Source organism: Pseudomonas sp. PD9R, assembly GCF_019200975.1.
GTDB lineage: Bacteria > Pseudomonadota > Gammaproteobacteria > Pseudomonadales > Pseudomonadaceae > Aquipseudomonas.
On record NZ_JAHTMR010000007.1, the window covers coordinates 177,886 to 195,711 of the forward strand.

At 60.1% G+C, this 17,826-nt stretch carries 15 protein-coding genes; 1 reads left to right on the plus strand and 14 read right to left on the minus strand.

Translation table 11 applies throughout. The annotated features are described in order from the left end of the window. Nucleotides 1-71: 71 nt before the first annotated feature. The 13 genes from KUF73_RS16070 to hutC form a co-directional block, all read right to left on the minus strand. A complete protein-coding gene (locus KUF73_RS16070; protein WP_218439048.1) occupies nt 72-989 on the minus strand; it encodes an alpha/beta hydrolase in 918 nt (305 codons plus the stop codon). 151 nt (nt 990-1,140) lie between these two features. Next, entirely contained in the window at nt 1,141-2,097 is a 957-nt protein-coding gene (choX, locus tag KUF73_RS16075; RefSeq protein WP_218439049.1) for a choline ABC transporter substrate-binding protein, read from the minus strand. A gap of 258 nt (nt 2,098-2,355) precedes the next feature. Beyond that, nucleotides 2,356-3,159, minus strand: coding sequence for an N-formylglutamate deformylase (hutG, locus tag KUF73_RS16080; RefSeq protein WP_218439050.1), 804 nt, complete (start codon nt 3,157-3,159; stop codon nt 2,356-2,358). 10 nt (nt 3,160-3,169) lie between these two features. Continuing rightward, entirely contained in the window at nt 3,170-4,375 is a 1,206-nt protein-coding gene (hutI, locus tag KUF73_RS16085) for an imidazolonepropionase (protein ID WP_218439051.1), read from the minus strand. Between the two features lie 158 nt (nt 4,376-4,533). Beyond that, nucleotides 4,534-6,066: a histidine ammonia-lyase gene (gene hutH, locus KUF73_RS16090; protein ID WP_218439052.1), complete on the minus strand. Its 1,533-nt coding sequence runs from the start codon at nt 6,064-6,066 to the stop codon at nt 4,534-4,536. 118 nt (nt 6,067-6,184) lie between these two features. Continuing rightward, on the minus strand, nt 6,185-7,708 hold the full coding sequence (gene hutH, locus KUF73_RS16095; RefSeq protein ID WP_218439053.1) for a histidine ammonia-lyase: 1,524 nt from the start codon (nt 7,706-7,708) through the stop codon (nt 6,185-6,187). Nucleotides 7,709-7,816: 108 nt separating this feature from the next. Further along, on the minus strand, nt 7,817-8,647 hold the full coding sequence (locus tag KUF73_RS16100; protein WP_218439054.1) for a glycine betaine/L-proline ABC transporter ATP-binding protein: 831 nt from the start codon (nt 8,645-8,647) through the stop codon (nt 7,817-7,819). Further along, complete coding sequence (locus KUF73_RS16105) at nt 8,644-9,495, minus strand: proline/glycine betaine ABC transporter permease (RefSeq protein ID WP_218439055.1); 852 nt, start codon at nt 9,493-9,495, stop codon at nt 8,644-8,646. Before KUF73_RS16105 ends, KUF73_RS16100 begins: the two co-directional genes overlap by 4 nt. 70 nt (nt 9,496-9,565) lie before the next feature. Next, nucleotides 9,566-10,534 carry an ABC transporter substrate-binding protein gene (locus KUF73_RS16110; protein WP_218439056.1) on the minus strand — a complete coding sequence of 323 codons (969 nt, stop codon included), beginning with the start codon at nt 10,532-10,534 and terminating at the stop codon, nt 9,566-9,568. Nucleotides 10,535-10,603: 69 nt separating this feature from the next. Continuing rightward, nucleotides 10,604-12,076, minus strand: coding sequence for a cytosine permease (locus KUF73_RS16115; RefSeq protein WP_218439057.1), 1,473 nt, complete (start codon nt 12,074-12,076; stop codon nt 10,604-10,606). A gap of 152 nt (nt 12,077-12,228) precedes the next feature. Next, nucleotides 12,229-13,911 (minus strand): urocanate hydratase, encoded by a 1,683-nt coding sequence (gene hutU / locus KUF73_RS16120; protein ID WP_218439058.1) that lies wholly within the window; start codon nt 13,909-13,911, stop codon nt 12,229-12,231. 445 nt (nt 13,912-14,356) lie between these two features. Next, complete coding sequence (locus KUF73_RS16125) at nt 14,357-14,926, minus strand: HutD family protein (protein ID WP_218439059.1); 570 nt, start codon at nt 14,924-14,926, stop codon at nt 14,357-14,359. Between the two features lie 10 nt (nt 14,927-14,936). After that, a complete protein-coding gene (hutC, locus tag KUF73_RS16130) occupies nt 14,937-15,647 on the minus strand; it encodes a histidine utilization repressor (RefSeq protein WP_218439134.1) in 711 nt (236 codons plus the stop codon). A 145-nt stretch (nt 15,648-15,792) separates the two neighbouring features. Between hutC and KUF73_RS16135 the strand changes: the two genes are divergently transcribed. Continuing rightward, on the plus strand, nt 15,793-17,157 hold the full coding sequence (locus tag KUF73_RS16135; protein WP_218439060.1) for a formimidoylglutamate deiminase: 1,365 nt from the start codon (nt 15,793-15,795) through the stop codon (nt 17,155-17,157). A gap of 97 nt (nt 17,158-17,254) precedes the next feature. Here KUF73_RS16135 and KUF73_RS16140 read toward each other — a convergent pair whose 3' ends face one another. Then, a complete protein-coding gene (locus tag KUF73_RS16140; RefSeq protein ID WP_218439061.1) occupies nt 17,255-17,824 on the minus strand; it encodes a lipocalin family protein in 570 nt (189 codons plus the stop codon). Nucleotides 17,825-17,826: the final 2 nt, after the last annotated feature.

The following is a 17,826-nucleotide window of genomic DNA, read 5'->3' on the forward strand; positions in this document are numbered from 1 at the left end:
GGGGGACTTCTATTATTCTGCCGTTGGGCATCATAAACCCGAATTACGCCAATGAGCATGCCCTTGCAGCGTCAGAGTTTCCCGGCCAGATACCCGAACAGGGTTTGGTAGAGCGCATCGACCTCGGCGACCTGCCCCCGCGCCCGCAAACAACCGTGTACCAGCCCCTCTCCGTAATACAACGTTGCGGCCACGCCGGCCGCGTTCAATCGCTCGGCATATTGCACCCCGTCATCGCGCAGCGGATCGAATTGCGCCACCGCGATCAATGCCGGGGGCAACCCGCGAAGGTCCGCTGCAAGCAACGGCATCGCATAGGGTCCCGGCTGCCGAGTGCCGCGCAGGTACAACGCGTGATAGCAATCCACGTCACTGCTGCTAAGCAAGGGGGCATCGATGCACTCACTGCGCGACGCCAGTTGCTGATCGCCACCGAGCCCCGGATAGATCAGCACCTGCGCCGCCGGCAATGGCTCACCCGCGTCGCGCAATGCCAGACAAAGCGCAGCCGCGAGATTGCCACCGGCACTGTCGCCGGCCACCACCGTTCGTTCCGGGTCGAGACGGAAGGGGCCGGTGCGCAATGCTCGCCAGACTTTCAGGCAGTCATTGAACCCCGCAGGAAACGGATGCTCCGGTGCCAATCGATAGTCCACGGCGATCACCAGCACACTCAAGGTCGACGCCAGTTCGGCGCAGATGAAGTCGTGGGAGTCCAGATCCCCTACTACCCAGCCACCGCCATGCAGATAAAGGATGCACGGCGCAGCGTCGGTCGATAGCGAAACCGGCGGTTGATAAGTGCGTACCGGCACCCCGGCCAGTTCGACATCCACCACGTACAAACCAGTGGGCCGCGCAGGAGTGAACGCCCGACACATCTCGCTGTAGGCCTGGCGTAAACCGGTGAGACTGCTGTCGGTGCTGTTGAAGCTGACGGTTTTCTCGACGAACGCCGTCATTTGTTCGCTAAGCGGGTAAGGAGTCATGAGCCGGGTGCCCATTCAGGGGATATGAGGGGACAACACCCTGTAGGAGCGAGCTTGCTCGCGATGATCGTCAACGATAACGCGGTAAGCCTGATACCCCGCGGCGTACTCCGACTTATCGCGAGCAAGCTCGCTCCTACAGGTTCTGGTGTCAGTTTTTCAGACTGGCCTGAACCGTTGCCATACCGTCCTTGCCATCAAAACTGCTGACACCCGCCAGCCAGCGCTGCAGATCTTGTGGATGCTCGCGCAGCCATTTTTTGGCCACGTCCTGAGCCGTCTGGCGCTCCATGATCGGCACCATCAATTGGCTTTCCTGGGCAGCGGTGAAGGTCAGGTTTTCCAGCAGGCGATTGACGTTCGGGCAACGTTCGGCGTAATCCGGCGCGGTGACGGTGGAAACGGTCGCCGCCCCTTCGTTCGGCCCGTAGACGTCTTCGCTGCCGGTCAGGTAGGCGATTTTCATGTTGATGTTCATCGGGTGCGGGGTCCAACCGACGAACACCACGAATTCCTTGCGATTCACCGCACGCTGCACGGCCGCGAGCATGCCGGCTTCACCGGACTCGATCAGTTTGAAGTCCTTCAGGCCAAAGTGATTGGTCTCGATCATGGTTTTGATCGTGGTGTTGGCACCGCTGCCCGGCTCGATGCCGTAGATCTTGCCGCCGAGCTGGTCTTTGAATTTGGCGATGTCGGCGAAGGTTTTCAGACCTGCAGCCGCGACATAGTCAGGGACTGCGAGCGTTGCCTGGGCATCGGCCAGGCTTGGCTTGTCCATGACCTTCAATTGATTGGCGGCTACGAACGGCGCGATGTTTTTGTCCATCGCCGGTTTCCAGTAACCGAGGAAGATATCCAGACGCTTGTCGCGGATGCCGGCGAAGATGATTTGCTGCACGGCGCTGGTCTGTTTGCTTTCGTAGCCAAGGCCATTGAGCAGCACATCGGCCATGCCGCTGGTGGCGATCACGTCGGTCCAGTTGACCACGCCCATGCGCACAGCCTTGCAGGAAGGGTCGTCAGCGGCCAGGACACTGGCGCTCAGCAAAGCGGTACCGCAGAAGATTGAGAGACAGCGGGTGAACAAACCTTTTTTGCTTGTCATAAAGAGCATTCTCGTGCGGCAGCGGTTTATTGTCGGGCCGGTGTCTAGCGCACCGTGCCCGAAACATTACGCAGCGTCGAGCGCATAAAAGCGACCTGTGGCGACCGTGTTTTGCACGGTGGCGACAAAAAAATCGCAGCTCCCGCACGCCCATGTAGGCGCTGCCAAAGGCTGCGATCTTTTGATCTTGCTTCTGAAAAACTGAAGATCAAAAGATCGCAGCCTTCGGCAGCGCCTACAGGGGAATGGCGCCGGGTTCTAGGATTTGTAGTGCTGCTGCCCCCACGCCAACAGGCCTTGCAGCAATTCCTTCAACACCACCCGCGTCGGCTCGGCCAGGTCTGGCCGATAACGGAACGGCTCGAACTCTTCCATGTAAGTGCACTGGCCCAACTCCAGCTGCACCGCGTGGATGTTTTCCGCCGGGTTACCGTAATGCCGGGTGATGTGCCCGCCCTTGAAGCGCCCGTTCAGCACATGGCTGTAATCCGGATGCCCGGCGCAGATCGTTTCCAACTGCGACGCCAACTGTGGATCGCAACTGGCGCCGTTGAAGGTGCCGAGGTTGAAGTCCGGCAACTTGCCATCGAACAGGTGCGGGATGATCGAACGGATCGAGTGCGCATCGAACAGCAACGCGTAGCCGAACTCGGCCTTGAGACGCGCCAGCTCTTGCTGCAGGGTGCTGTGATAGGGCGTCCAGATCTGCTCCAGATAGGTCGCGCGCTCCTCGGCAGAAGGCTCCAGCCCTTCCCGGAATAACGGAATGCCATCGAACAGCGTCGCCGGGTACAGACCGGTGGTCGCGCCGACATATAAAGGTTTATCGTCGGACGGCCGGTTCAGGTCGATGACAAACCGCGAGTACTCGGCAGCCAGTGTGCTGGCGCCCAGCTCGGCGGCGAAATCGTAAAGTTGCGGGATGTGCCAGTCGGTGTCCGGCAGGCTTTTAGCATCGGGGATCAACCCGGCTTCGACCGCTCGTGTCAGGCGCACACCCGCGTGGGGCATGCTGATCAGCAGCGGCACGCGGCCTTGTTTGAAGTTCAGAACCTTATCCACAACTGCTCTCCTACAGACTTGTTTCAACGCCGTGACGCACGACGCGTTTTTCCAGGTCGCCGCCCAGCCAGTACGACAGGTCGGCCGGACGATCGATTTGCCAGGCAACGAAATCCGCAACCTTGCCGGCCTCCAGCGAACCATGCGTGTCGGCCAAGCCCAATGCAGTCGCGGCATAAATCGTTGCGCCGGCCAGGGCTTCTTCCGGGGTCATGCGGAAACAGGTGCACGCCATGTTCAACATCAAGCGCAGCGACAGCGCCGGCGAGGTGCCGGGGTTGAGGTCACTGGCGATAGCGATTTTCACGCCGTGTTTGCGCAAGGCATCCATCGGCGGCAATTGCGTTTCACGCAGGAAGTAGAACGCGCCGGGCAACAGCACCGCCACCGTGCCGGATTCGGCCATGGCGATGGCATCTTCCTCGGTCATGAATTCCAGGTGATCGGCCGACAGTGCGTGATAACGCGCCGCCAGGCTCGAACCGTGCAGCGACGACAATTGCTCGGCATGCAGTTTCACCGACAAACCCAGTTCCTGGGCCGTGATGAATACGCGTTCGACCTGCGCCGGCGAAAACGCCAGGTATTCGCAGAACGCGTCCACCGCATCCACCAACCCTTCAGCAGCCAGGGCCGGGAGCATTTCGCTGCAGATGTGTTCGATGTAATCATCGGCGCGATCGGCGTATTCCGGCGGCAAGGCGTGAGCCGCCAGGCAGGTGCTGTGCACACTGACCGGCAGTTCGGCACCAAGGCGACGGGCGACCCGCAGCATCTTGCGCTCGCTGGCCAGGTCCAGGCCGTAGCCGGACTTGATCTCGATGCTGGTAACGCCATCGCGAATCAGGCTCTTCAGACGCTTGGCGGCGCTGGCGAACAACTCGTCTTCGCTGGCGGCGCGGGTGGCGCGCACGGTGCTGGCGATGCCACCACCGGAAGCCGCGATTTGCGCGTAGCTGACGCCTTGCAGGCGTTGCTCGAATTCGCCGCTGCGGTTACCGCCGAACACCGTGTGGGTGTGGCAGTCGATCAGGCCCGGTGTGACCCAGGCCCCGTTCAAATCGTTGACGGCCGGGTATTCGCCCGCCGGCAGTTCAGCGCGCGGGCCAACCCACTCAATGAGCGCACCGGACGTCACGATGGCCGCATCCTCAATGATCGAGTAGACGCCTTGCGCCATGGTTGCGACGTGGCAGTGTTGCCAGAGGGTTTTCATCCCGGGTTCCTCGTTTTATTCAAAATCGATTCGCGAGCAAGCGGCACGCACTCTCCTGTAGGAGCTGCCGAGTGCAACGAGGCTGCGATCTTTTAAAAAGCAAGATCAAAAGATCGCAGCCTGCGGCAGCTCCTACAGAGTTGCCCGCGAATAAGTCGTTACAGGCTAGGCAGCAGCTTGGTCGTGATCAGCTCGTTCAGACAACGCGAAGCCAACAACTCGCTGGCCGCATTGATGTCCGGTGCAAAGAAGCGGTCCTTCTCATAGAACGGCACTTCTTTACGCAGAATCGCCCGTGCCTGTTCCAGTTTTGCCGAAGTTTTCAGACCATTGCGCAAGTCCAGGCCCTGGACCGCCGCCAGCCATTCCACCGCCAGAATCCCGCGCGTATTTTCAGCCATTTCCCACAAACGCTTGCCAGCCGCCGGCGCCATCGAAACGTGGTCTTCCTGGTTGGCAGACGTCGGCAGGCTGTCCACGGAATGCGGATGGGACAACGCCTTGTTTTCGCTAGCCAATGCCGCTGCAGTCACCTGGGCAATCATGAAGCCGGAGTTCACGCCGCCATTGGCCACCAGGAATGGCGGCAGTTGCGACATGTGCTTGTCCATCATCAGCGAGATGCGGCGTTCGCTCAGGGAGCCGATTTCCGCGATGGCCAGGGCCATGTTGTCGGCAGCCATGGCCACCGGTTCGGCGTGGAAGTTGCCGCCGGAAATCACGTCGCCTTCAGCGGCAAACACCAATGGGTTATCGGAAACGGCGTTGGCTTCAACCGCCAGCACTTCGGCGGCTTGGCGGAACTGGGTCAGGCAGGCGCCCATGACTTGCGGCTGGCAGCGCAGGGAATAAGGGTCCTGAACTTTTTCGCAGTTTTCGTGGGAGTCGGAGACTTCGCTGCGCTCACCCAGCAGGTCGCGGTAAGCGGCGGCGGCGTCGATCTGACCTTTCTGGCCACGGGCGGCGTGGATGCGTGCGTCGAACGGCGAGCGCGAGCCGAGTACCGCCTCAACCGTCAGGCCGCCCAGTGCCAAGGCACCGGCGAACAGGTCTTCACCTTCGAACAGGCCACGCAGGGCAAACGCGGTGGACACCTGAGTACCGTTGAGCAGTGCCAGGCCTTCTTTCGCGGCCAGGGTCAGCGGGGTCAAACCGGCAACTTTCAGCGCTTCGGTGGCTTCCATCCACTCGCCTTTGTAGCGCGCCTTGCCCTCGCCCAGCAGCACCAGCGACATGTGCGCCAACGGTGCCAGGTCGCCGGATGCACCGACCGAACCTTTCAATGGGATGTGCGGGTAAACCTCGGCGTTGATCAGGGCGATCAGCGCGTCGATCACCACGCGACGAATACCGGAGAAGCCACGGCTCAGGCTATTGACCTTGAGCACCATGACCAGCCGCACCAGCGCGTCGCTGATCGGCGCGCCGACACCGGCGGCGTGGGACAGCACCAGCGAACGCTGGAGGTTTTCCAGGTCTTCGCTGGCGATGCGGGTCGAAGCCAGCAGACCGAAACCGGTGTTGATGCCGTACGCGGTGCGGTTCTCGGCGAGGATCTGTTCCACGCAGGCCACGCTGGCTTCGATCTGGGCCGAGGCGCTGTGGTCGAGGGTCAGTTTCACCGGCTGCTGATAAATATCACGCAGTTGGGCAAGGCTCAGTTGGCCGGGAATCAAATTAAGCGCAGTCATTTTTATGCTCCTTTTGAGAGTTTTTTAATTAACTACCAGACGCTCCGGAGATGTCCGTTGTCCGTCGCTTCCCTCTTTTTGAAAGGGCTGGCGCCTTGGCACGCTGGTGTCGGGGAAATCAGTTCAGATTCGGTAAAGCCTTGTGCAGCAAAATCGGGTCTTTCAAAACGCCCGCAGCAGCGGCGATGTCCGGTGCCAGCCAGCGATCCTGATCGTAAGCCGGAACGCGCTCGCGCAGCAGTCGCCATGCCGCATCGGTGCCGGCGCCAAAGCGTTGCTCTTTCAAAAACTCAAACGCCTGGGCCGCCAGCAGGTACTCGATGGCGAGGATCTGCGTGCAGTTTTCCAACGCGCGGTGCAGCTTCAGCGCGGCGTTGGTGCCCATGCTCAGGTGGTCTTCCTGCAGCCCCGAGGTGACGTAGTTGTCGAGCACCGCCGGTTGCGCCAAATGGCGGTTTTCCGCACACAGCGATGCGGCGACGTACTGCACGATCATCATTCCGGAATTCACCCCCGGATTGGCCACCAGAAATGCTGGCAGACCGCTGACGTGCGGGTTGATCAAACGGTCCAGACGACGCTCGGCGATGGAGCCGATTTCCGCCATGGCAATCGCCAGCAAGTCCGCCGCCAACGCGACCGATTGGCCGTGCGGGTTGGCCTGGGACATGACGCGGAAGTTGTCCGGTGTACCCAGTAGCAACGGGTTATCGGTGCAGCCATTGAGTTCGGTTTCGATCTGTTTGATCGCGTGTTCAAGCTGATCGCGCGCGGCACCGTGCACCTGCGGGATCGAGCGGATGCTCAGCGCATCCTGAGTACGAATGCCTTTGCTGCTGGCGATCACTTCACTGCCATCAAGCAGCGCGCGCAGGTTAACGCCGACCTTCTGCATGCCCGGATGGGGCTTGAGCGCGATGATCTCGGCATCGAATGCAGCGATCTGACCGCGCTGGGCTTCGAAGCTCATGGCGCTGATCACGTCGGCCCATTGCAGCAGGCGCGTGGCATCAGCAATGGCCAGGCAACTCAGGCCGCTCATGCACGGCGTGCCGTTGACCAGGCACAGACCGTCCTTGGCGCCGAGCTGAACCGGTTGCAGGCTTTCCTCCGCCAGCGCTTGCTGTGCCGAGGTGATCTGCCCGCGATAGCTGACATTACCGACACCCAGCAACGTGATGCTGATATGCGCCATGTGGGTCAGGTAACCGACCGAACCTTGGGATGGCACTTGCGGAGTGATGCCCCGATTGAGCAACGCCAGCAGCGCTTCGACCACCCGGCGATGCACGCCGGATTTGCCTTGGGTGAAGTTGAGGATGGCCGCGCACATGATCGCGCGGGTTTGCTCGTCGGCCAGTGGCGCGCCAACGCCACAAGCGTGGCTGAGCAAGGTGTTGCGCGACAACTGGCTGAGTTGTTCGTCTTTGAGCGAGACGTTGCACAACGCGCCCAGGCCAGTGTTGACGCCATAGGCGCGTTCGCCGCTGGCGACGATGCGCTGGACGATTGCCTGGGCATTTTCGATACGGGCCCAGGCCTGCGCCGACAGCTCAAGCTGTGCGCCATGGCGGGCTACGGCAACCACATCCTGCCAATGCAACGGGGCATCGGCGATAACGATTTTTTCAGCCTGGGACATCATTAACCTCATCCAAATAAAATCAAAAGATCGCAGCCTGCGGCAGCTCCTACAGAAGCCCACCGAGCTCAATGTAGGAGCTGCCGCAGGCTGCGATCTTTTAGAGTTTTAAACCACCGCCGCCCGCCGCTGTACGAACCGGTCGACATACTCATCCGCTGGCGAATGCAGGATCTCTTTCGGCGTGCCGACCTGGATCAGGCGGCCGTCCTTGAGGATCGCGATGCGGTTGCCGATGCGCACGGCCTCGTCGAGGTCGTGGGTGATGAAGACGATGGTCTTGTGCAGGGTCTTTTGCAGTTCCAGCAACTGGTCCTGCATCTCGGCGCGGATCAGCGGGTCGAGGGCACTGAATGCTTCGTCCATCAGGATGATGTCGGTGTCTGCCGCCAATGCACGGGCCAGGCCGACACGCTGACGCATGCCACCGGAAAGCTGATGCGGGTATTTGTTTTCGTAGCCCTTGAGGCCCACGGTATTGATCCAGTGCAGCGCACGCTCGGTGCACATTTGCTTGCTCTCGCCACGCACTTTCAAGCCGTAGGCGACGTTGTCTACCACGGTTTTGTGCGGCAGCAGGCCGAAGCTTTGGAACACCATGCTGATCTTGTGCCGGCGAAATTCGCGCAGCGCTTCCATGTCGTATTGCAGGATGTCCACGCCATCCACCAGGATCGCGCCGCTGGTCGGGTCGATCAGGCGATTGAAGTGGCGCACCAGGGTCGACTTGCCGGAACCCGACAGGCCCATTATCACGAAGATCTCGCCGGTGCCGATGCTCAACGACAAGTCGTTCACGCCAACCACGCAGCCGGTTTCCGACAGCACCTGGTCTTTGGTCTTGCCCTGGCCAACCATCGCCAGAGCATCCTTGGAGCGGTTGCCGAAAATCTTGAAGACGTTTTTGACTTCGATCTTGCTCACGCTTGCATTGTTCATTTGCTCACCTCATGCCGTGGACGACCGTACGCCTGTGTAATGCGGTCGATCACCACTGCCAGAATCACGATCGCCAGACCGGCTTCCAGGCCACGCCCGACGTTGAGGGTCTGAATACCTACCAGTACGTCTTCACCCAGGCCACGGGCACCGATCATCGAGGCAATCACTACCATCGACAGGGCCATCATGGTGGTCTGGTTGATCCCGGCCATGATGCTCGGCAGGGCCAGCGGCAGTTGCACGCCGAACAGTTGCTGCCAGCGGTTGGCACCGAAAGCGTTGATCGCTTCCATCACTTCACCGTCGACCTGGCGAATGCCCAGATCGGTCAGGCGGATCAGCGGCGGCGCGGCGTAGATCACGGTCGCGAAAATGGCCGGAACTTTGCCCAGGCCGAACAACATCAACACCGGGATCAGGTACACAAAGCTCGGCATGGTTTGCATGATGTCCAGCAGCGGCATCAGCACTGAACGCAGACGGTTGCTGCGCGCCGAAAGAACGCCCAGCGGAATGCCGATCAACACCGAGATAATCGTCGCCACCATCATCAGCGCGAGCGTCTGCATCAGCTTGTCCCAGAGGCCGACCGCACCCACCAGGAACAGCAAGCCGACGATCACGGCGGTGGTCACGACTTTACGGGTCGCATGCCAGGCCACGCCTGCCACGATGGCCAGCATCAGCCACCAGGGCGCTGCGCGTAGCAGACCTTCGAGATTGACGATGGCCCACAACAGGGTGTCAGAGATGTGCCGGAACACGTCGCCGTAGTTGGTAACCAGCGAATCGACCCAACCGTTGACCCAGTCGGCGATGGAAAAGGTAAAGCTTTCGGGAAACATAAGAGACTCTCAATCAAGGGGTTGCGATCAAGCATCCGACTGCCGTTGCCAGCAGCCGGAAACACTCAACCTACAAGGCCGCGTCGATTTTCTTGGCTGCGTCTTCGCTCACCCATGCGTGCCAGACTTCAGGATGTTCCTTCAGGAAGATCTTGGCCAGTTTTGGCGACTCGATTCGCTCTTTGGTCATGCGACCGAGGTTCTGGTTCAGCAGGTCGATCGGCAGGTTGACCTTTTCCAGCACAGCCACCAGTTCCGGGGCTTCATCGTGGAAGGTCTTGGACAGGCCGACCTTGATGGTCACGCGCTTGTCCACGCCTGGCTTCTCGTCGAGTTTGACCAGGTCGACCTGGCCCATCAGCGGGGTTGGCGACCAGTAGTAGAACAGGATCGGCTCGCCACGCTTGTAACTCGACAGCACGGCGGCATCGAGTGCCGGGCCGGTGCCTGGGCGGAAGTTGGTGTAGCTGCTTTCCAAGCCGTAGCTTTTCAGCATTTCGCTGTTGTCGAGTTCGCAGGTCCAGCCGGCCGGGCAGTTATAGAAACGGCCTTTGGATGGCTCTTCGGCGTCCTTGAATACGGCGGAGTACTTGGCCAGGTCAGCAATGTTTTTCAGGTCTGGTGCCTTGGCTTCCAGCTTGCGCTTGGCATCACCTTCGATCACGTAGCGCGGCACGTACCAGCCTTCGATAGCGCCGACGACCGGAGCGCCGACACCGACGACTTTGCCGGCCTTCTCAGCCTTGTTCCAGACTTCGCTGCGGCCAACCCACTCTTCGGCAAACACCTGGATGTCGTTGCTGCTCAGGGCGTTTTCCATGGTGATGGAGTTGCCCGGCAGGCTGTCGGTCTTGCAGTCGTAGCCTTTCTCCAGCACGACTTGCAGCACGTCGGTCAGGAGCATGGCGCTTTCCCAGTTCAGGCCGGCGAATTTCACCGGTTTACCCGACTCGCACCAGCCCGCTGCCTGAGTGGCGCCGGCGCTGGCCAGCAGGCCCATGGAAAGCAAAGTGGTCAGCAGGGTCTTGTTCGATTTCATTGTTGTGACGCTCCTAATCATGAATTGGCTTACGGCAGTCAAGAGGCATCCAGCCCTGTCCACGTCCAGTCAGGCCTGCGCCGCAGCGCGACCCGCCCCGCTTGTTTCAGGTTGTACAGCGCTGTCCTGCTCGACAGGCAGAATCAGTTGATCAGGTACCGAGCCGTGCCATTTTTTTGCGCACACGTAATACAGCGCGGCGGGAAGCACCAGGCCGATGATCCAGGAAATATCCACGTCACCCAGCGCTGCCACCAGCGGACCGGTATAGAACTTGGTGGAAATGAACGGCAATTGCACCAGCACACCGAACACGTAGACGCCGATACCGAGCAGGTTCCAGCGGCCGTAACGGCCGTTCGGATCGGCCAGCGCCGGCACGTCATAGCGCTCGCGGGTGATGCAGTAGTAGTCCACCAGGTTGATCGCGCTCCATGGCGTGAAGAACGCCAGCAGGAACAGGATGAAGGACTTGAACGCACCGAGGAACGAATGCTGGCCGAGCAACGCCATCAGGGTCGCAGCACCGACGATGACCAGCACGAAGACCAGACGCTGCAAGCGCGTGACCTTCAGGTCACCACGGAAACCGCTGATGATGGTCGCAATGCACATGAAGCTGCCGTAGGAGTTCAGCGTGGAGATGGTCACCTTGCCGAACGCGATGCTGAAGTACAGCAGCGCAGCGGTCGCACCGGTGCCGCCCAGGCCAACGATGTAAGCCACTTCGTGACCGGAGAATTGCCCATTGGCCGAAGCTGCGGCAAACACGCCGAGGATCATCGCCACCTGTGCACCAATGACCGAACCCGCACCCGCGGCGAAAAAGGTTTTCACCGAAGAAGTCTTGCTCGGCAGGTAGCGTGAATAGTCAGCCACGTATGGGCCGAAGGCGATCTGCCAGGATGCCGCGAGCGACACCGCCAGCAGGAAGCTGCTCCAGCTGAAGTGGCGGATTTGCAGGAGTGCGCCAACGTCCGTCTGGTTCATCAGACGGATAAACAGGTAAACAAAGGCAATCACACCAATGACGCTGGCAATACGGCCAATCCAATGGATCACCCGATAACCAAGCACCGTGACCAGCACGATGACACTGGCGAAGATCAGGATGCCGACGCTGTCGCTGACGCCAAACAACTGGCCCAGCGCCTGGCCGGACAGCACGGTGCCCGTTGCGGTGAAGCCGAGGTACATCAGGCACACCAGCACGATCGGGATCGCCGCACCGTAAACGCCGAACTGGACCCGGCTGGAGATCATCTGCGGCAGGCCAAGCTTGGGCCCTTGCGCCGCATGCAGCGCCATTACGCCACCGCCGAGCAATTGGCCGATCAGCAAACCGATCAACGACCAGAACACATCACCGCCCAGCACCACGGCCAGGGCCCCAGTGACAATCGCCGTGATCTGCAGGTTGGCACCCATCCACAGGGTGAACTGGCTAAATAGACGACCGTGTCTTTCCGCTTCCGGGATGTAGTCGATCGAACGTTTCTCGATCAACGGTTTACTGCCTGCACGTTCGCTGTTAACAGCCATGGTTCAACCTCTGTGGATTGTTGGTCGGTGTTGTTTTTTGTTCTATGTAGGAGCTGTCGAGTGAAACGAGGCTGCGATCTTTTACTTTTTAAAAGATCAAGATCAAAAGATCGCAGCCTGCGGCAGCTCCTACAGGTTTTGCATCGGGTCTTTTATTTGCCGGTAATCATCGGCAGGTTCAGCCCTTGTTCCTTGGCGCAGTCGATGGCGATCTGGTAACCGGCATCGGCGTGACGCATAACGCCGGTCGCCGGGTCGTTGTGCAGAACGCGAGCGATACGCTCGGCTGCTTCGTCAGTACCGTCGCAGACAATCACCATGCCCGAGTGCTGGGAGAAGCCCATGCCGACGCCGCCGCCGTGGTGCAAGGAAACCCAGGTCGCGCCGCTCGCGGTGTTGAGCAGGGCATTGAGCAGTGGCCAGTCGGACACGGCATCGGAACCGTCCTGCATGGATTCGGTTTCGCGGTTAGGGCTGGACACCGAACCAGAGTCCAGGTGGTCGCGACCGATCACGATTGGCGCGGACAACTCGCCGCTGCGAACCATTTCGTTGAAGGCCAGGCCGAGCTTGGCGCGCAGACCCAGGCCAACCCAGCAGATACGCGCCGGCAGCCCCTGGAAGCTGATGCGCTCGCGCGCCATGTCCAGCCAGTTGTGCAGGTGGGCGTCGTCCGGGATCAGCTCTTTTACTTTGGCGTCGGTCTTGTAGATGTCTTCAGCGTTGCCCGACAGCGCAGCCCAACGGAACGGGCCGATGCCACGGCAGAACAGCGGACGGATGTAAGCCGGTACGAAGCCTGGGAAGTCGAATGCGTTTTCCACGCCTTCTTCCTGGGCCATCTGACGGATGTTGTTGCCGTAGTCGAAGGTCGGGATGCCCATTTTCTGGAAGTCCAACATCGCTTTAACGTGCACGGCCATCGATTGCTTGGCGGCTTTGACCACGGCAGCAGGCTCGGTCTTGGCGCGAGCGCGGTACTCTTCCCAGGTCCAGCCGGCTGGCAGGTAACCGTTGAGCGGGTCGTGGGCGCTGGTCTGGTCGGTGACCATGTCCGGGCGCACGCCGCGCTTGACCAGTTCCGGCAGGATTTCAGCCGCGTTACCCAGCAGGGCGATGGAAATCGCTTTGCCTTCCTTGGTGTATTTGGCGATGCGGGCCAGCGCGTCGTCGAGGTCGGTGGCTTGCTCGTCGACATAACGGCTGTTCAGGCGGAAGTCGATGCTCACTTGTTGGCATTCGATGTTCAGCGAGCAAGCACCGGCCAGGGTGGCGGCCAGAGGCTGGGCGCCGCCCATGCCACCGAGGCCTGCGGTCAGGACCCAGCGACCAGTCAGGTCATCGTTGTAATGTTGGCGACCGGCTTCGACGAAGGTTTCGTAGGTGCCCTGGACGATGCCCTGGCTGCCGATGTAGATCCAGCTGCCGGCGGTCATCTGGCCGTACATGGCCAGGCCTTTGGCGTCGAGTTCGTTGAAGTGCTCCCAGCTCGCCCAGTGTGGCACCAGGTTGGAGTTGGCGATCAGCACGCGCGGTGCGTTGGTGTGGGTCTTGAACACGCCGACCGGCTTGCCGGATTGCACCAGCAGGGTCTCGTCGTCGTTCAGGTTGGTCAGGCTCTCGACGATCTTGTCGTAGCATTCCCAGTTACGTGCCGCACGACCGATACCACCGTAAACCACCAGTTCTTTAGGGTTCTCGGCAACTTCCGGGTCGAGGTTGTTCATCAGCATGCGCAGCGGCGCTTCGGTCAGCCAGCTCTTGGCGGTCAGCTTGTTACCGCGTGCGGCACGGATTTCAACGTCACGAAACTTCGTAGGTTTATTGTCAGTCACGAAAAACACTCCTCAGCAATCAATCCAAACCAACCCTGGCAGTGGGTAAGCGAGCCTGTGCGCATCGTTGCGCCACAAGCGAATCAGTGGACGTTGCGAGGAGTCTCGGTCGACTCATACGCATACGTCTTTACTTGTACATACAAGCATATGCAATCAGGCGGCCAACTTGTTGGATGAATGTTCAAGAAAAGTTTTGGAATGGCTGAGAAGCCTGTAGATCAAGGGCTCTGAGCAAGATGAAATTTTTTGGGGGATTTTTGCGGGAGGGTGACGGCTGTTACTTGAGCGTGGTTTTGCGCCACGCTGGGGCGTTCGGTAACAAAGTGGTGCGCCGGTTGGAAACAAACAAAAGCAAAAGATCGCAGCCTTCGGCAGCTCCTACAGGTGTACGTCATCCGAATGCAGGAGCTGCCGAAGGCTGCGATCTTTTAGGGATTTTGAATCAGCGCGCAGTCAGTTCGATCACACAGCATGGGCCGTTACTGGAGACTTCCAGCAACCCAGTGTTACCGACAAGTTGCAGGCAATCATGCCGGCCCAGCTGCGAAGTGCTGTTACCGACCTTCACTTCCAGCAATTCGCTGACACCGAACACCAACAGAGTCCCCGCCTCGCTGAAAAACCGCTGCTCGCCTTCCAGCCACTGCAACCGTGCGCGGTAACGCTGCGGTGCATAAATCAGATTGAAATCGCGAATCGGCCCGCCGAGCAGTGTGCAGGAGACGTGGCTCTCGCCGCTGAAGGCAAACGGGTCGAGCGGTAACAATGGGCGTGTGATCTGGCCGTCCACCGACAAGGCCATGCCGTCGCCCTGTAATACGGTGATGATCCGCTCGTAACCGGCGAAGGTGGAAAACCCGCCAGACTCAGCGATATCAGCAATCGACAGGCGCCAGCCGAAACCGTCGAGACCGGTGCCGGCATCGCGGGTGATTTCTTCAGTGCTGCCGCCGCCGTTTTTCCACGGCATGCGCGGGTAATCCTTGGCGCGTAAAACCTTCAACTGATTCATTCATGGCTCTCTATTTGTGAAACCGACCTTCCAGACGATGACGGGAACCTGGGTGAATCAAACGAGCAGCAGTCACCGGCTGACGGCCGGACCAGGTGCGCCGACGAATCAGAAGGCACGGCTCGCCTTTTTCAATCTGCAGCAATTTGCACTCGGACGGCTCGGCCAGGATCGCCTCGACCACGTGCTCGCCCTCAGTCAGCGGCGCGACTTGGTTGAGGTAGGCGTATGGCGTTTGCAGGGTGAAGTCCTGCTTGAGGTATTCCGGTGCCACCAACGCGTTGACGAAACGGTCTTCGATTTGCACCGGGATATCGTTTTCGAAATGCACGATCAGCGAGTGGAACACTTTCTGCCCTTCGCGCATGTCCAGCGCCAACGCGCGCTCGGAGCCAGCAGCCTCTTCTTCTAGAGTAATCACCTGGCACGTATGGCGATGGCCACGGGAGGCGATTTCGTCGGCGATGTTGTGCACTTCAAACAGTGCGGACTGGCTTTTTGGTTCGGCGACGAACGTACCGACGCCTTGCATACGCACCAGCAGACCGTCGGCGGTCATCTCGCGCAGCGCGCGGTTGATGGTCATGCGGCTGAAACCCAGTTGGCTGACCAGCTCGCTTTCCGATGGCACACGGTAGTGCGGCGGCCAGTTTCCACTGTCGATTTGCTGGGTGATCATTTGTTTAACGCGGGCGTACAAGGGCGCCGGACTGTCGCCCATGTTCGCGGCCAACGGAGAGACTGCAGGCGGAGTCGGCACGGTTAATCCTTGTTCGTTGGATGAGGTTGCTAGCTTGCCGGAGTTTACCGGGCAGGCAAACGTCTGTATATGTATATACAAATAACACACGATGGGGTGCTGAACCATGTCCGCCTTCTTTGCCGAACGCGCGCTGCTGCCTAGTGGATGGGCCAACAATGTACGTCTTGAGGTCAGCGCCGAAGGCGTATTGACCCATATCCAGGCCGATTCCCATGCAGATGGCGCCGAACGGTTGAGCGGTCCGCTGCTGCCAGGCATGCCGAATCTGCACTCCCACGCCTTCCAGCGGGCCATGGCCGGATTGGCGGAAGTGGCGGGCAATCCGAATGACAGTTTCTGGACCTGGCGCGACTTGATGTACCGCCTCGTCGGAAAAATCAGCCCGGAACAACTCGGCGTCATCGCCCGTCAGCTGTACATCGAAATGCTCAAGGCCGGTTACACCTCGGTCGCTGAATTTCATTACGTGCACCACGATACGTCCGGTCAGCCCTACGCAGACCCGGCTGAACTGGCGCTGCGCATCAGCCAGGCCGCCAGTTCCGCCGGTATCGGGTTGACCCTGCTGCCGGTGCTCTACAGCCACTCCGGTTTCGGCGGCCAGACCCCGAACGACGGCCAGCGCCGTTTTATCAACAGCACCGAAAACTACCTCAAGCTGCAATCACGTTTGCAGCCAGTCCTGGCGCAGCAACCGGCGCAGGCCCTGGGTTTGTGTTTCCACTCGTTGCGCGCAGTCACGCCACAGCAGATCAGCGAAGTGCTGGCCGCCAGCGACAAGCAGTGCCCGGTGCACATCCACATCGCCGAACAGCAGAAAGAAGTCGACGACTGCCTGAGCTGGAGCGGTCGCCGTCCGCTGCAATGGCTGTATGAAAACACCGACGTCGACCAGCGCTGGTGCCTGGTCCACGCGACCCACGCCAACCCGGAAGAAGTCACGCTGATGGCCAAGAGTCGCGCCATCGCCGGCCTGTGCCTGACCACTGAAGCCAACCTCGGCGACGGGATATTCCCGGCGGTGGACTTCCTCGCCCAAGGCGGACGTATGGGCATTGGTTCCGATAGCCATGTGTCATTGAGCGTGGTGGAAGAATTGCGTTGGCTGGAATATGGCCAGCGCCTGCGCGACCAGCGGCGTAACCGCCTGTATGGTGCGGATCAGCCGATGGTTGGCCGCACGCTGTACGACGCGGCGCTGGATGGCGGCGCTCAGGCGCTGGGGCAGTCGATTGGTGCGTTGGAAGTCGGCAAGCGTGCCGATTGGCTGGTGCTGGACGGCAATGATCCGTATCTGGCGACAGCCAGTGGCGACGGAATTCTCAATCGCTGGTTGTTTGCCGGTGGTGATCGTCAGGTGCGGGATGTGCTGGTGAACGGTCAGTGGGTTGTGCGTGACGGGCGTCATGCCGGCGAAGAGGAAAGCAACCGCGCCTTCACCCAGGTCCTGCGCGAACTGCTCGGTTAAAAGCAAAAGATCGCAGCCTGCGGCAGCTCCTACATTTTTGCGGTCACCCGGATCAAAGTAGGAGCTGCCGAAGGCTGCGATCTTTTTGCAGCCGCCGCTAATTCGAGGTTTTGGCCATCTGCGTATCCGACGCGCGCCAGATCAGCCGCGTCGTGTCATAACCCTGCTGACGCGCCTTGCTCAGCAGTTCTTCACGCACCACACCGTTGACGGTCGGGGTTCGTGACAGCAGCCACAAGTACTTGCGACTCGGGTCGCCGACGATGGCGGTCTTGTAGTCATCACTAACGTACAACACCCAGTATTCGCCCTTCGCCGTACCCGGAATCAGCCTTGAAAACCAGGTATCGAACTCGACCCACAATTTGTCGGTTTTACCCGGCACTTGTGGATAAGCCGTACCCTTGACCTCTTCCCACTCCCACTGCGGCGTCAGGCAGCGATTCAACACCGCCACGTTACCGTCAGGCTTGAGTGTGTAATGGGCTTCGGATTGCGCGCAGTCGCGCTGGAAGTACATTGGCAGACGAGCCAACTCGTACCAGGTGCCCTGGTAACGCTTGAGGTTGACGCTGTTGACGGTCTTGGGCGCCAACGGATCCTGGCCAGAAGTGGCACAGCCGGCCAATACCAGGCCGGCAAAAAGCATGATCAACAACCGCTTCATTA

Bases quoted from the DNA above. Each gene is read 5' to 3' on its own strand.
- KUF73_RS16070 (WP_218439048.1), bottom strand. From the start codon at position 989: ATGACTCCTTACCCGCTTAGCGAACAAATGACGGCGTTCGTCGAGAAA.
- choX (WP_218439049.1), bottom strand. From the start codon at position 2,097: ATGACAAGCAAAAAAGGTTTGTTCACCCGCTGTCTCTCAATCTTCTGC.
- hutI (WP_218439051.1), bottom strand. From the start codon at position 4,375: ATGAAAACCCTCTGGCAACACTGCCACGTCGCAACCATGGCGCAAGGC.
- hutH (WP_218439052.1), bottom strand. From the start codon at position 6,066: ATGACTGCGCTTAATTTGATTCCCGGCCAACTGAGCCTTGCCCAACTG.
- hutH (WP_218439053.1), bottom strand. From the start codon at position 7,708: ATGTCCCAGGCTGAAAAAATCGTTATCGCCGATGCCCCGTTGCATTGG.
- KUF73_RS16100 (WP_218439054.1), bottom strand. From the start codon at position 8,647: ATGAACAATGCAAGCGTGAGCAAGATCGAAGTCAAAAACGTCTTCAAG.
- KUF73_RS16105 (WP_218439055.1), bottom strand. From the start codon at position 9,495: ATGTTTCCCGAAAGCTTTACCTTTTCCATCGCCGACTGGGTCAACGGT.
- KUF73_RS16110 (WP_218439056.1), bottom strand. From the start codon at position 10,534: ATGAAATCGAACAAGACCCTGCTGACCACTTTGCTTTCCATGGGCCTG.
- KUF73_RS16115 (WP_218439057.1), bottom strand. From the start codon at position 12,076: ATGGCTGTTAACAGCGAACGTGCAGGCAGTAAACCGTTGATCGAGAAA.
- KUF73_RS16125 (WP_218439059.1), bottom strand. From the start codon at position 14,926: ATGAATCAGTTGAAGGTTTTACGCGCCAAGGATTACCCGCGCATGCCG.
- hutC (WP_218439134.1), bottom strand. From the start codon at position 15,647: ATGGGCGACAGTCCGGCGCCCTTGTACGCCCGCGTTAAACAAATGATC.
- KUF73_RS16135 (WP_218439060.1), top strand. From the start codon at position 15,793: ATGTCCGCCTTCTTTGCCGAACGCGCGCTGCTGCCTAGTGGATGGGCC.
- KUF73_RS16140 (WP_218439061.1), bottom strand. From the start codon at position 17,824: ATGAAGCGGTTGTTGATCATGCTTTTTGCCGGCCTGGTATTGGCCGGC.